The 12906-nt window shown below is 59.3% G+C and carries 15 protein-coding genes; 11 read left to right on the plus strand and 4 right to left on the minus strand.

Annotation, left to right across the window (positions count from 1 at the left end; translation table 11 throughout):
* The first annotated feature begins 62 nt into the window (after positions 1-62).
* Genes CBB91_RS06375 through CBB91_RS06385 form a run of 3 tightly spaced genes read left to right on the plus strand, consistent with a single transcriptional unit; the run spans position 63 to position 2746 of the window.
* Positions 63-197, plus strand: coding sequence for a hypothetical protein (locus tag CBB91_RS06375; RefSeq protein ID WP_272981750.1), 135 nt, complete (start codon positions 63-65; stop codon positions 195-197).
* Entirely contained in the window at positions 187-1788 is a 1602-nt protein-coding gene (locus tag CBB91_RS06380) for a hypothetical protein (protein WP_273012908.1), read from the plus strand. Before CBB91_RS06375 ends, CBB91_RS06380 begins: the two co-directional genes overlap by 11 nt.
* A gap of 40 nt (positions 1789-1828) precedes the next feature.
* Positions 1829-2746, plus strand: coding sequence for a tyrosine recombinase (locus CBB91_RS06385; protein ID WP_273012910.1), 918 nt, complete (start codon positions 1829-1831; stop codon positions 2744-2746).
* Positions 2747-3073: 327 nt separating this feature from the next.
* Here CBB91_RS06385 and CBB91_RS06390 read toward each other — a convergent pair whose 3' ends face one another.
* A complete protein-coding gene (locus CBB91_RS06390) occupies positions 3074-3247 on the minus strand; it encodes a YqaE/Pmp3 family membrane protein (RefSeq protein ID WP_081806048.1) in 174 nt (57 codons plus the stop codon).
* Positions 3248-3456: 209 nt separating this feature from the next.
* Between CBB91_RS06390 and CBB91_RS06395 the strand changes: the two genes are divergently transcribed.
* The 5 genes from CBB91_RS06395 to CBB91_RS06415 all read left to right on the plus strand — a co-directional run bounded on the left by CBB91_RS06395 (position 3457) and on the right by CBB91_RS06415 (position 6689).
* Positions 3457-4101: a putative 2OG-Fe(II) oxygenase gene (locus tag CBB91_RS06395; RefSeq protein WP_273012912.1), complete on the plus strand. Its 645-nt coding sequence runs from the start codon at positions 3457-3459 to the stop codon at positions 4099-4101.
* Between the two features lie 64 nt (positions 4102-4165).
* Entirely contained in the window at positions 4166-5221 is a 1056-nt protein-coding gene (locus CBB91_RS06400) for a CoA ester lyase (RefSeq protein WP_273012914.1), read from the plus strand.
* Between the two features lie 59 nt (positions 5222-5280).
* Positions 5281-5712: a hypothetical protein gene (locus CBB91_RS06405; RefSeq protein WP_273012916.1), complete on the plus strand. Its 432-nt coding sequence runs from the start codon at positions 5281-5283 to the stop codon at positions 5710-5712.
* A 33-nt stretch (positions 5713-5745) separates the two neighbouring features.
* Positions 5746-6153 carry a nuclear transport factor 2 family protein gene (locus CBB91_RS06410; protein ID WP_345906745.1) on the plus strand — a complete coding sequence of 136 codons (408 nt, stop codon included), beginning with the start codon at positions 5746-5748 and terminating at the stop codon, positions 6151-6153.
* A 14-nt stretch (positions 6154-6167) separates the two neighbouring features.
* Positions 6168-6689 carry a GNAT family N-acetyltransferase gene (locus CBB91_RS06415; protein WP_273012918.1) on the plus strand — a complete coding sequence of 174 codons (522 nt, stop codon included), beginning with the start codon at positions 6168-6170 and terminating at the stop codon, positions 6687-6689.
* On the opposite strand, the gene CBB91_RS06420 is transcribed toward CBB91_RS06415, so the two are convergent.
* The gene (locus CBB91_RS06420) at positions 6686-8437 is read right to left on the minus strand and encodes a bifunctional diguanylate cyclase/phosphodiesterase (RefSeq protein WP_273012920.1); all 1752 of its coding nucleotides are present in this window, start codon (positions 8435-8437) and stop codon (positions 6686-6688) included. The two genes, CBB91_RS06415 and CBB91_RS06420, sit on opposite strands and share 4 nt — an antisense overlap.
* Positions 8438-8560: 123 nt before the next feature.
* Between CBB91_RS06420 and hisB the strand changes: the two genes are divergently transcribed.
* Positions 8561-9157, plus strand: coding sequence for an imidazoleglycerol-phosphate dehydratase HisB (gene hisB / locus CBB91_RS06425; RefSeq protein ID WP_035549652.1), 597 nt, complete (start codon positions 8561-8563; stop codon positions 9155-9157).
* On the opposite strand, the gene CBB91_RS06430 is transcribed toward hisB, so the two are convergent.
* Positions 9154-9693 carry a class I SAM-dependent methyltransferase gene (locus CBB91_RS06430; protein ID WP_345906743.1) on the minus strand — a complete coding sequence of 180 codons (540 nt, stop codon included), beginning with the start codon at positions 9691-9693 and terminating at the stop codon, positions 9154-9156. The two genes, hisB and CBB91_RS06430, sit on opposite strands and share 4 nt — an antisense overlap.
* Before the next feature lie 107 nt (positions 9694-9800).
* Entirely contained in the window at positions 9801-11261 is a 1461-nt protein-coding gene (locus CBB91_RS06435) for an amidohydrolase (protein WP_345906744.1), read from the minus strand.
* Positions 11262-11350: 89 nt separating this feature from the next.
* Here CBB91_RS06435 and hisH point away from each other — a divergent pair, with 89 nt between their 5' ends.
* Both hisH and hisA read left to right on the plus strand, forming a co-directional pair.
* On the plus strand, positions 11351-11998 hold the full coding sequence (hisH, locus tag CBB91_RS06440; RefSeq protein WP_273012925.1) for an imidazole glycerol phosphate synthase subunit HisH: 648 nt from the start codon (positions 11351-11353) through the stop codon (positions 11996-11998).
* A gap of 91 nt (positions 11999-12089) precedes the next feature.
* Entirely contained in the window at positions 12090-12815 is a 726-nt protein-coding gene (gene hisA, locus CBB91_RS06445; protein WP_273012927.1) for a 1-(5-phosphoribosyl)-5-[(5-phosphoribosylamino)methylideneamino]imidazole-4-carboxamide isomerase, read from the plus strand.
* Positions 12816-12906 lie beyond the last annotated feature (91 nt).

The following is a 12906-nucleotide window of genomic DNA, read 5'->3' on the forward strand; positions in this document are numbered from 1 at the left end:
TATAGTTGCTGCGGCGCGTTCGCAATCCAGCGCCGAAATTCTGTATCTAGGGGTAATTAGGCATGCGCAAGTTTCTGATCCTTTTAGGCCTGCTGGCAATCCTTGTTCTCGGTGTTGCCTGGTGGCTCGGCGGACAAGCGGAAAAGGGCAAGCCCGAACCCGGCGAGATTCGCATCGAGGTCGACGATGTCCTTTAGGGTCGCACTTGCCGCCACCCTCCTTGCCTTGGGTGTCGGGCCATTTGCCAGCGCCCAGATTGAGGATTCTGGCCTGGAGCTGGTCAATCCCTGGGGCATGAGCTTCCTCGAAGCGGGTGAGCCTTCCCTTCCGACGGATATGTGGCGCGCATCCGATGCAGACGATTTGCTGCCCTTGATGCGCGATGTCCGCACACATGACCTGACCCCGGCAGAACGCACCCTGATGCGCCGCATGGCATTGTCGCCGGCAACACCGCCTTCCGGAATCCAGGAACCGCATTTGCGCGCCGAACGCGCTCGCATCATGTACGATCTGGGCGAAGCCGAAGCTGCAGCCAGCCTGATGGCGCGCCTCGACACCCCCCCGCCCGGCATGAATGCAGACGAAATCATTGCGGACGTGAATCTCGCGCTCGGCAATGAGGCTACTGCCTGCGCCATGCTGAACGATCCGGATCGGCTCTCAGGATATTGGGCGAAACTGCGCGCGGTTTGCGCGGCTCTCGAGGGCAACTCAGCCGGTGCGGAATTGGCAATTGAAATGGCGCTGCAGCAGGACGCCGTCGATTCCTGGCTGCTCGCTGCCGTGTTCGCGACATCCGGCGAACTACCAGAGCCACCTGAAGCCGATTATTCGTCGGGGCTGAATCTCGCCATTTCTGCCAAAGCTGGCCTCACCCCTCCGGCAGACCCGATCCCCGCCAATCGCCCGGATTTGTCGGCGGCCATAGCAATGCATCGCAACTTACCCATCGAGTTGCGCGTCAAAGCGGCACATATGGCGACAAAATCCGACATGCTGGCGACAAATGACTACAGAACGCTATTCCTGGATATGCTGTCAGAGCCGGAATTTGTCCCGACGACCCCATTGGAGAGCGCCCTGTTTGCGGCGCGCGATCCACTCGTCACAGATGAGAATCGCAGCTTTGCTCTAGCCGCTGCGCTGCAGGAAGCGACAGACACACCGGCCCATTTTGATGCGGTTGCCCGTCTTCTCTGGCCCGAAATCGCGCGCCTGCCGATCAATTCATCCACAGCGGCAAGCGCTGCCGTCTTTGCCCGGGCCTCTCTCGCCGCCGGTGAGCTTGAAACGGCGCAGAAATGGGCTGATGCCAACACCATGGAAGGCGCACCAGAGGACGGAAGCTTTGATTCCGCCTTCATGTCAGCGCTGCTGATCCTCGCCGGGTTGGACGCGTCGCGAAGCGAAATCGCGTATGCCGGGGTGAGACTGGCTGCCCAAGCCGAAACCGATGCGCAAAAGCGGTCTGCCGTTCGCTTGTTCGCCTTGTGGACTGCAATGGGCATCGCGCCCCCTGCAGATGCACGCCGCATGGTGGTGGAAGCGCCGGACAGTGACACGAGCGCGGCCATCACCCCCCATCTGCTGCGCATTCTCGGCGCTGCCGAAGCCGATGCTGCAGGTGAAGTCATTCTATCGACCGTAGGCATGACCAAAGGCGACCCGACAGCGCCGGACAATGCAAGCCTTGTGCTCTTGCTGAACGCGCTCGAACGCATTGGCGCAAAGGACGCAGCCCGGGAAATGGCACTGGAAGCTGCAGGGTACTGGAAAGCGTCCTGACATTCACACGCTCTAAAGGGCTAGGTGCAATGATGCGGGCATGACCGACCGCGCTCGCATCGAAGCCTTTCTTGAAATGATGTCCGCCGAACGCGGCTCATCGACCAACACGCTGGATGCGTATGGGCGCGATCTGCTGGACGCCTCCGAGTATTGCGGCGGCGCGTTGTGCGACGCGGACGGGTCAGACATTTCGGGCTGGCTGCAGGACCTGTCCAGGCGCGGCATGGCCCCCTCTTCCCAGGCACGCAAGCTGTCTGCCGTTCGCCGATTCTTCCGCTTCCTGTTTGAAGAAGGCGACCGCAAGGATGACCCAACCGCAAAGGTCGACGGTCCGAAGCCTTCACGAGATGTGCCGGATGTGCTGTCTCGCGAAGAAATGGCGGCGTTGCTCGCAGCTTGCGCCGATGACCTCAGGCTGACCTGTCTTGTTGAAATGCTCTACGGCGCTGGCCTGCGCGCCACCGAGCTTGTCTCGTTGAAGCTGGGCGAGTTGCCACGCCGGAAGGGTGATCGCTGGATCACAACTGACGTGATCGTTCGAGGAAAAGGTGGCAAGGAGCGGCTTTGCCCGTTGGGACGTCCAGCGCTGGATGCCTTGTCAAATTGGCTCTCGATCCGGGAAACATACCTGCCCGAAGGATCACTTGCGCGTGGCAGGGCAGAAGGTTTTGTGTTTCCATCCCGTGGAAAATCGGGCCACCTGACGCGCAGGCGGCTGGGCCAATTACTCGAATCCCTTGCCCATTCGGCGAACATTCGACCAGACCGCGTACACCCGCACGCACTTCGCCACGCCTATGCAACGCATCTGTTGATGGGCGGCGCGGATTTGCGGAGCGTTCAAACGCTTCTTGGCCATGCAGATATCGCCACCACGCAGATCTACACGCATGTTCTGACTGACGAGCTGGCAGAGCTTCTGGAAACAGCTCACCCGCTCGCGCAAAAAAGCTGAACTGGCTGCGTAAGCGCATATTGCCGAAATCAGACCGACTCCCGATATGCTGATCTCAACGACACCCTCAATTCTGGACGAGCCCCGCAATGAAACGTTTCCTGAGTGCCTTTATTCCGACATTTCTGATCTCAGAAATCGCCGCGATCACNTTCATGACCGCGACGTGGGCAATTCTGTCCGAGCTTCANGCAGGGGTAAATGTCATCATCGGTGGCGAGGTNGTTACCGCANTCGGTGTTGCTGCGCTNGCGGTTGCAATTTATCGCCGCGCTTCCCGCCCCGAAGCNGTGATTGAAGCTGCGTCCGACTCAGAAAGCGCCTGAGTTAAACCGTGGACGCTGATCCGCGCGTTGCGACCCAGAATGCGTGAATAACGCCCGGCAACCAGCCAATCAGGGTCAGCACCAAATTGATCAGGAACTGAACGCCGATACCTTCCTTCAGGGCAACAGCGACCGGCGGCAGGAAGATTGTGAGCAAAATCATAAGAAGGGACATGGCAGATTTCCTTTGTAAATGGTCTGCTTCTGCAACGTCCAATCCCGAAACCTGTTCCAAGCTTCTATCCACAAGTCATCTTGCGGTGTTGGCAAACTGCCATTGACCCCTCCCCAAACGCACGTCTAGACAGCGGGCAGGGCGTTTCAATGAAGTTTAGTATCAGACCGTACCGGGTGTGGTGTGCGGCCGCGTGACGGGAGTCCGCTGTGTCGGCCATATTCACTCCTACGGGAGACAAAGAGTTCTTTACGCCGTTCGGCCCAATGATGGGCTTCGTGCGAATGCCACCTGCGCTGGTCGAGCATCTTAACGCTGCGATGAGCGACCAGTTGGAAGACCATTCCGCGAGCCTGGTCGGGAAGGTTCGTCAGGAACTTCGCTTTCCGAAACACCTTGTCGATGCGACTGCCGGCGCTTTGGGGAACGCCCTGATCGAATATCATGTGCGTGCAAGCCGCCGCGGCAGTTTTGGCGACTACGACCATCGATCAAAACGATTTGAATTGAATGTCATGGCAGGCTGGTTCGTGCGTCAATACGCGCATGAGTACAATCCTCTCCACATCCATACCGGCTGCGCCTTGTCATGCGTGGGATATCTGAAGCTACCAGAGGGCATTGATGAGGAATGGGCAGAAGATGATCGCGACCATCATCCGACCCACGGGCACCTGCAATTCGCGCACGGAACCGATACCCATTACTCGGTATCCAACTTCATGATCAGGCCACGTGTCGGGGATTTTTATATCTTCCCATCCTACATGTTTCACAGCGTCTATCCGTTCAAGACGCCGGGAGAGCGGCGGTCTTTCAGCATGAACCTTTCCGTGGAGGAATCCGAGACGTGAGCCTTTCTGGCTGATTGACGCGCTTTGCGCTGCCTCTATGTTGCGCCGCAACAAGGAGGAACGCATGAGCACGAAAACCCCAAGAGACTTTTTCAAACCTCTCGCCATCGGCGCCCCCGCCCCGATGCGTGACCTGCCGGTCCGGCTGGAACGGATGATTCACTTCGTCCCGCCACATCTGGACAAGGTGCGCGCCAAGGTACCGCAAATGGCGGCGGGTGTGGACGTCATGCTGGCCAATCTNGANGANGCCATTCCNGCNGANGCCAAGGATGCGGCCCGCGCNGGCGCNATCGAAATGGCCTCCATGTATGANTGGCAGGGCAACGGCACCGGGTTCTGGAGTCGCGTAAATCCGCTCAACTCTCCNTGGTTTCAGGAAGACNTCAGCGAACTCATCCTGAAAGCCGGGCATCAATTGGACGTCATTATGTTGCCAAAGGTCGANGGNCCTTGGGATATTCATTTTGCGGACCAATACGTTGCCCAATTGGAAGCGAAAGCCGGTCTGACCCGCCCGATCCTGTTCCACGCAATCCTCGAGACAGCGCAGGGCATGGCCCGGGTCGAAGAGATCGCCTTGGCAAGCCCGCGCATGCAAGGCATCAGTCTCGGCCCGGCAGATCTGGCCGCCGATCGCAAGATGAAAACAACCCNAGTGGGCGGCGGACATCCATTCTATCGCGTCATCGACGATCCGAACGAAGACGGCAGCGCACGTGCCTCGGCCCAGCAAGACCCGTGGCACTATACGATTGCCCGTATGGTCGATGCATGCCGAATGGCCGGCATCAACGCCTTTTACGGTCCGTTTGGCGACATTGCGGACTTGGACGCCTGTGAGCAACAGTTCCGCAACGCCTTCCTGCTCGGCTGTTCCGGCACATGGAGCCTGCACCCNAACCAGATCGCCATCGCGAAAAAGGTGTTCAGCCCGGACCCGAACGAAGTGAAGTTCGCCCGCAAGATCCTCGACGCCATGCCAGATGGCTCCGGCGTCGCCATGATCGATGGCAAGATGCAGGATGACGCGACCTGGAAACAGGCCAAGGTGATTTCAGACTTGGCCGACCTTGTCGCCAGCAAGGATCCCGACCTCGCGGCCGCCTACTCCGCGTAATTCTGCTTCACCTGTCCCATTCGCATGCTAGGGTCACTCCAGAAAAGGGAGGACTCAGCATGCGGAATTTGGTGCTCGCTCTGGCGGGAATGGGTTTGGCAGCGCTAAATGCTGCAGCGGACGAGGTTTGGTCGACCCCCATCGGCGACGTCGTCTACGAAGCGGACACGCCTGAGGGGTGGGCCGTTTGGTCCTATCCGGGTCTGGACGCGAGAGGCGCTGTCTACCTGAAGGATCTCGCAGGCGTGTATGAAGAGCGCGGCGCATATGCAGGTATCTGGGTGGAACCGGAAAGCTCCGATATTGAGCTGTGCGACGTCGCCATCACAAATCCGGTGACGGGAGAGGCTCACTATAATTGGGGCCGAGTCGATCTCGTTTTTACTGAGCCAGACTTTCCCGGCGGCTGGGTCGCATTGCGTGGAAATTGCTTCAACCAACCAAGCGACTATCTGATCGGAAAACCGGTCACTGGCAGTATAGAACAGTAAGGAAANCCTCCGATGGCCGAACACTTGATACCGATGACCGGGCATAGNTCAAACCTNCAAGCATGGTTTGACTGGATGAATGGCGATCATTCGCCTGAAGGACTGTCAGCACAGCTGGCTGATGACGTTGTTTTCAAGAGTCCTGTCGTTCACACTCCGCAAGCTGGCAAGCCTATTACAATGGCCTACCTGACAGCCGCAGGCGCGACGCTCGGTGGGGATACATTTCGNTACACGCGCGNNTTCGACTGCGGCGACAANGCTGTTCTCGAGTTNGAATGCGAGATGGACGGAATTCTCGTAAACGGNGTCGACATGATCGAGTGGAACNCGGACGGAAAGATCATGGACTTCAAAGTCATGGTCCGCCCCNTGAAAGGTATGCAGGCGGTACACGCCGCGATGGGGGCCATGCTGGAAAAGATGAAGCAAAGAGCTTAGCCAAACAGGTTTCCATGCATCTGCCTATCCTTTTCACAGACAGGTTGGTTCTACGCCCGCCGGAAATTCACCATTTCGAACCGTCCGCCACGATGTGGGCTTCCGAAAACGTCACCCGTCACATCGGCGGCCAACCCCGGTCCCGGCAGGAAGCCTGGTTCACGATCTGCCGCAATCGCGGCATGTGGGAATTGCTTGGCTATGGTTCCTGGGCAATTGAAGATCAAGAGACAGGCGAGTTCGTTGGTGAAGGGGGGTTCGCTGATTTTGAGCGCGGCATGAACCCGAACCTTTCCAACTGGCCCGAGGCCGGCTGGGTATTCATTGAGAAGGCTTGGGGCAAGGGTTACGCAAGCGAAGCTGTCAGCGCGATGCATGAATGGCTTGATCAGAACAAGCCCGGACAGAGCGTTTGCATTATTGATCCTGGCAACGCCGGTTCGATTCGTGTTGCGGAGAAATGTGGATACAAGTTCTGGCGAGCGTCAGAATACCGCGGGACATCTGTCAACGTGTACAGAAGAAATTTGGCTTAGCTGACTTTTTGGCGCGGGGACTGACTGTTACTGGTCCAGCCCCGGATGAAATCCATGAATGCTTCATGCGGAAGTCCTGAACTGTACAGGAAACCCTGCGCCATCGAACATCCACGGCGCCGCAGGAAATCGGCCTGCCGTTCTGTTTCGACGCCTTCGGCGACGGTCTTCAGCCCAAGTGTCTCTGCCATCGCAAGGATCATCTCGATGATCGCCGGAGCCTGCTCATCGGATTCAAGTGCCGAAACAAATTGACGGTCAATCTTGAATACGTCGAAGGGCAGTTGCGTAAGGATGGACAGGTTTGAATGGCCGGTCCCGAAATCATCAATTGCCAGCTTGGTACCCAGACTGCGAAGTGGACGCATAACCCGCGCCACCTTTTCCGGCTCGGACACGGCCATGCTTTCAGTAATCTCAAGTTCCAGCCGGTTCGGCGGCAAACCCGTACGCTTGAGAATGGATAGTACTGTTTCGGTCAGATCCGTCGCCTGGAACTGGCGCGGCGACACATTCACCGCAACAGTGGCATTGAACCCTTCCTGCATCCATATCCGGGCCGACTCGCACGCAGCTTCAAGAACCTGTTCACCAATCTGCGTAACAAGTCCCGTTTCCTCTGCGAGCGGAATAAAGGTATTCGGCGATATGATTTTGCCGTTCGGACGAATCCAGCGCGCAAGCGCTTCGGCGCCGACAACCTGACCCGTCATGAAGTCGATCTTTGGCTGGAAGTGCGTCTTGAACTCCCGATTGGCCACCGCGTCGCGAAGCTCTGCCTCAAGCATGTACTTGCCACGCGCCACTCGATTGAGACGTGGAGAAAAGTAACGAAATCCCGACCCGGTATCACTGCGGACCTGTCGTAGCGCCAGTTCAGCGTGCCGGAATAGTTTGTGCACAGTGTCGGCATCTTCGGGCGCAATCACAATGCCACCTGATATGCCAAGCGTGACAGACTGCCCCGCCACTACGAAAGGCTCCGCGAACGCCAAGCGAATTGCGCGCGCTATGTTGGACACGTAATCCCTGCTGACTGCGCAAGGCAAATAGAGTGCAAAACTATCGGCCTGCATCGCGGCCAGCATCGAATCTTTCAGCCCATTCCGAACGGGCCCCTCAAGCGAGGCCAACGCAGCAGACATGCGCTCGCCACACGTCTTCAAAAGCGCTTCGCTTGCCAACGCTCCGAGACGTTCGGATGAACGTGTGAAATTGTCCAGATCCAGTACGATCAGCGCCGCAGGGGTTTCATACTTCGCGCGAGGCAGCGTCTTGTGTATGTGTTCTTCCAGCGCGATCAGGTTTGGCATACCGGTGCGCGGGTCTTCATATGCAGTCTGGCGCAGCGCTTCGTTATCCCGGCGGAGTTTTCCAACAGAGCGGATCACAACCGAGCGCAGTCGACGCAGCTCAACAAAAGACACGTTGGACAAGCGCGCAGTGGAGTCTGATTGAGCGACCTCAAGATACCGCGTGAAGTTGATCAGGACGTTCTGGAATTCCCGAGCGAAAAACCATGCGGTTACAGCAGCAACAGCGGACGATGCCGACAACAGCACAAAGATTGCCCAGAGAGGAAGGGACATGTCTGTCCAGGCCTTGCCTTCGACAAGCGCGCCATACGCCTGTTCGATTGTCCAGACTCCGACAAAGATGATGACTGTTGCAATTGCTGCAGACCAAGCCGCAAACCCCGGAATGGTCATACGGCCCAGAAGTCTCGAGATGAAACTCTGTTTGTCCACGCTTAGAACGTCCTTACCACGTCACCACATTTGTGTGCGGTAACCATGTTTCCGGAATATGTTTAGGAATCAGTGAACAAAACGCGCTAGCTGTAGCGCTTCCAACGCACTATATGGGCCAGCATGACTACGAACCGCACTGCTACAGTTACCCGAACCACCAAGGAAACCGACATTTCGGTTACCGTCGATCTGGATGGGACGGGAAAGTCTGACATCGAAACCGGCATCGGTTTCTTCGATCACATGCTGGAAGCATTTTCCAAGCATTCAGCGATCGACCTGACGGTTCGCTGCAAGGGCGACCTGCACATCGACATGCACCACAGCGTCGAGGATACGGGCATTGTGATCGGTCAGGCCATCATGAAGGCGCTGGGCGATTTCGCCGGCATCACCCGGTTTGGCCATGCCTATGTGCCAATGGACGAAACGCTTTCCCGCACCTCTCTGGACCTTTGCAAGAGGCCTTATCTGGTGTGGAAAGTGCACTTCAGCCGCGACAAGATCGGCGAAATGGATACCGAACTCTTCAAGGAGTTCTTCCACGCCCTGGCTGGCAATGGCGGCATGTGCCTGCACGTGGAGAACCTCTACGGCGAGAATTGCCACCACATTGCAGAATCCTGCTTCAAGGCTACTGCCCGGGCGCTGCGTGCGGCCATTGCGGAGGACCCGAAGCTCGGCGGCAAACCAGCCAGCACCAAAGGCAGCCTCTAACCTCCCTTCCCCGTGGCCAGTAAAACGCTCCGCCCCATCACTTCGGGGTCTTCCGGCGTGAAAGCGATGTCTTTGAAGCCAAGCGCTTCCAGCTGCCTGCGATACTCTTCAGGGTCAAGACTGGCATGGTACACGGCTTCACCGCCAACCATGCCTGTTACTTCGCCGCCTCCAGGCCCGACTGTCAGCAGCAGCGCGCCGCCGGGCCGGACCAGCCTGCCGAGTATCGGCAGCAGCTGCAGCTGTTCATCCTGGCTGAGGTGAAAGAAGGCGTCCCAGCTGACGATTCCATCAAAATTACCCACCAGATCAAGGGCCCGCATATCTTGCACCTGCCAATTGCCTGACGGGGCATGTTCGCGGGCCAGCGCGATCATGGCGCCAGAATAGTCAACGCCTGTAAGATCACAGCCCTGGGCCAGAAGAAATGCCCCAAGCGGGACACCTGATCCGCAGCCAAGATCCAACACCCGGGGCCGCAGGGGAAGCGAGGCAAGAAAGGGGTCGAGCCATTTACGCTCATTCAGGTCGCGCATCCGGTGGCGATGCCAGACACCAGCTTGGCGCTCATAGACTCCCTGCATATCGCGGCGGATAGCAGACAGGTCAGAAGCGTCAGGCCGGTGTGTCAGGAATTTAGGTCCTATTTGCGATAGTCGAGCGGCGGGGCGCGATCGCCGAGCAGGGATTTGTATTCGTAGTCCGGACCACGGGCTTCATCGAACTCTGTGCGCGCCTTTTTCCGCAAATCTTCATTCGTGAACAACTCAACAGCGGCGAGCGTGATCGTCTCGGCGGCGACTTGCGTCCCTTTGTGGCCGATAGATGTGCCACTGGCTGCCACAGCCTGCCAGGAATGCGCAGGTGTTCCCGGCACCCAGGTTGCTGTGCGCAGTCCGACGGTTGGGACTGCATAAGACACATCCCCCACATCCGTTGAGCCATAGCCAAGCGACACTTCGAAGGGCTGTACTTCCGAGGCTGATGACAATGGTAGCGACGTGTCGCTGAGAGTCGTGGAGATAGTCTCGGCGAATTCCAGTTCAGCCTCTGTATATTCCACGCCGCCCACGATGCGAAGCTTCTCGTCCATCAGAAGGGCCAGCGTTTCGTTCACGAGCAGTGGGTTGTTGCCGTGGATGACTTCCCACTCCACTTCAGTTCCGGTTCCCTGTGCCGCGCCCCGCGCAGCGTTTTCCAGACGCGACCAGATNGCNTCAACGCCGTCTGGGGAGGGATGGCGGACATAGTAGAANACTTCNGCAAAGTCCGGCACNACATTGGGGGCNGAACCGCCAGAGGTGATGACGTAATGCATCCGCGCATCCTGCGGGATGTGCTCGTGCATCATGTTGGCCATCATGTTCATCGCTTCAACGCCATCCAGCGCGGACCGCCCCTGTTCGGGAGCGCCAGCCGCATGGGCAGAGATTCCGGAAAAGCGGAACTTCGCAGACCGGTTCGCCAGCGTCGTGTTGGCCGCGGCAGAGTTGCGATCCCCCGGATGCCAGTGAATGGCAATATCAACGTCTTCGAACAGNCCCGCNCGGACCATGTAGACCTTGCCGGAGCCGCCCTCCTCGGCCGGTGTGCCATAGACGCGGATACGGCCCGGTGTCCCGCTCTCTTCCAGCCAGTTCCGAATGGCGATGGCAGCCGAGACAGACCCCGCCCCGAACAGATTGTGCCCGCAGGCGTGACCGGCGAGCTTACCATTGACACCTTTGCGCGTTGGCAGGGCCGACTGGTTGATACCTGGCAGCGCGTCCATTTCGGCCAGCAGCGCGATGACCGGACCNCCAGAGCCGTATTCGGCCACGAAGGCTGTNGGAATATCTGCCACGCCTGGCGTTACAGTGAAGCCTGCATCTGCAAGGGTTTCCTGAAGCAGGGTGGAAGACTTCTCTTCCTGATAGCCAAGCTCTGCCCAGTCCCACAGGCTGTCCGACAAATACGCCGTCAGCTCGGNCTGGCTGCGCGCTTCGTCCAGCGCAGCGCTCTCGGCCGCGTCGGGCCAGGCAGGGGTGGCGGCNCAGGCGGCCAGCAGACAGGCGGTAAACGCGGGCAGGATGGATCGCATGAGCAAGCTCCGTGAAATTGGCATGATGCGCCCGAGCTTGCGGCACCTTGCCCCTGGGCGCAAGGGTGGCTGGCCCCTTCCCTCACGGCCCCGGCAAGGCTAAGAGCGCGGCCATGAGCCTTGTTGCCCTCATCGATTACGGATCCGGAAACCTGCACTCCGCCGGCAGGGCGCTGCGGGAAGCGGCGCGCCTTGGCGAGACCGGCCACGAGATCCGCATCACGAACCGTGCCGAAGACATTCTCGCGGCAGAGCGGGTCGTGCTGCCNGGNGTGGGNCATTTCGCAGATTGCGCCGCAGGCCTGCGGGCCCAGACCGGCGTNGTCGAGGCGCTGGAGACGGCCTGCCTGAAGGGNGGCAAGCCCTTCCTCGGCATCTGTGTTGGCATGCAGCTTCTGGCCGAGACGGGCCGTGAAGACGGCGCNACGCCGGGCCTCGGCTGGATCGCCGGGGAGGTTGCACGCATCCAGCCGGGCGACGCCTTTCGCGTNCCGCACATGGGCTGGAACGAGCTGTCCCTGCCCGNCGCGCCGCATCCGGTCCTGTCAGGNCTGGGCGCNGAGCCGCACGTCTATTTCACGCATTCCTACGCCTTCACGACGGCAGACCCCGCNGATATGGCCGCCACGGCGAGCTATGGCGCAGAGGCGATNACCGCNGCGGTGGCGCGGGGCAATCTGTTCGGCACGCAATTCCACCCCGAAAAGTCGCAAGCCCTTGGCCTGCGCATCCTGTCCAATTTCCTGAGCTGGGACCCATGAACCGGCTCACCCTGAGCGAAGTCGAAGGGCGAGCCTCTCCCAGCCCGCGCTCTCCTTCGACTTCGCTCAGGATGAGCGCCAAGGAGCGACTATGAGTTTTACCCTGTACCCCGCGATCGATTTGAAAGACGGCCAGTGCGTGCGCCTGCTGCGCGGCGAGATGGACAAGGCGACCGTCTTCTCTGACAGCCCGGCAGACCAGGCCCGCGCCTTTCGCGAGGCGGGCTTCACGCATCTTCACGTGGTGGATCTGAACGGCGCCTTTGAAGGCAAGGCCGTGAACCGCGCCGCGGTCGAGGCGATCCTGAGCGCGACCGATGCGCCGGTGCAGCTTGGCGGCGGCATCCGCACCCGCGCGCAGATCGATGCCTGGCTGGAGGCCGGCATTTCCCGCGTCATCCTGGGCACGGCGGCGCTGCGCGATCCGGAGCTTGTGAAAGAGGCCGCCCGCGCCCTGCCCGGCAAGATCGTGGTCGGCATCGACGCGAAGGATGGCATGGTCGCCGTCGAAGGCTGGGCCGAGACGAGCGACATGAAGGCCACCGAACTGGCCAAGGCCTTTGAGGGCTGCGGCGTGGCCGCCATCGTCGCCACCGACATTGGCCGCGACGGATTGAAAACCGGCGTCAATATTCCGTTCACGGCAGAGCTTGCCAACACCGTCAGTATCCCAATCATCGCCTCGGGCGGCGTCGCCAGCACGGACGACATCCGCGCCCTGATCGCCGCCGACGCCCCGATTGCGGGGTCAATCCTCGGCCGCGCGCTTTATGACGGGGATATTGTGGCGAGTGAGGTTTTGGGCTTGTTATCATAAGGTGTACTCGCTGGGCATGAAGCACGCACAGCGAGCACCTCAACATTGCTCTAGATTTTATGAAGAGCGTACAAGTTGTTATCATACAAAC

The sequence above is a fragment of the Hyphomonas sp. TMED31 genome (genome assembly GCF_002172815.1).
Taxonomy (GTDB): Bacteria; Pseudomonadota; Alphaproteobacteria; order Caulobacterales; family Hyphomonadaceae; genus Hyphomonas; species Hyphomonas atlantica.

Excerpts from the sequence above, each read along its gene's own strand:
- CBB91_RS06375 (WP_272981750.1), top strand. The coding sequence starts at position 63 with ATGCGCAAGTTTCTGATCCTTTTAGGCCTGCTGGCAATCCTTGTTCTC.
- CBB91_RS06380 (WP_273012908.1), top strand. The coding sequence starts at position 187 with ATGTCCTTTAGGGTCGCACTTGCCGCCACCCTCCTTGCCTTGGGTGTC.
- CBB91_RS06385 (WP_273012910.1), top strand. The coding sequence starts at position 1,829 with ATGACCGACCGCGCTCGCATCGAAGCCTTTCTTGAAATGATGTCCGCC.
- CBB91_RS06390 (WP_081806048.1), bottom strand. The coding sequence starts at position 3,247 with ATGTCCCTTCTTATGATTTTGCTCACAATCTTCCTGCCGCCGGTCGCT.
- CBB91_RS06405 (WP_273012916.1), top strand. The coding sequence starts at position 5,281 with ATGCGGAATTTGGTGCTCGCTCTGGCGGGAATGGGTTTGGCAGCGCTA.
- CBB91_RS06415 (WP_273012918.1), top strand. The coding sequence starts at position 6,168 with ATGCATCTGCCTATCCTTTTCACAGACAGGTTGGTTCTACGCCCGCCG.
- hisB (WP_035549652.1), top strand. The coding sequence starts at position 8,561 with ATGACTACGAACCGCACTGCTACAGTTACCCGAACCACCAAGGAAACC.
- CBB91_RS06430 (WP_345906743.1), bottom strand. The coding sequence starts at position 9,693 with ATGCGCGACCTGAATGAGCGTAAATGGCTCGACCCCTTTCTTGCCTCG.
- hisA (WP_273012927.1), top strand. The coding sequence starts at position 12,090 with ATGAGTTTTACCCTGTACCCCGCGATCGATTTGAAAGACGGCCAGTGC.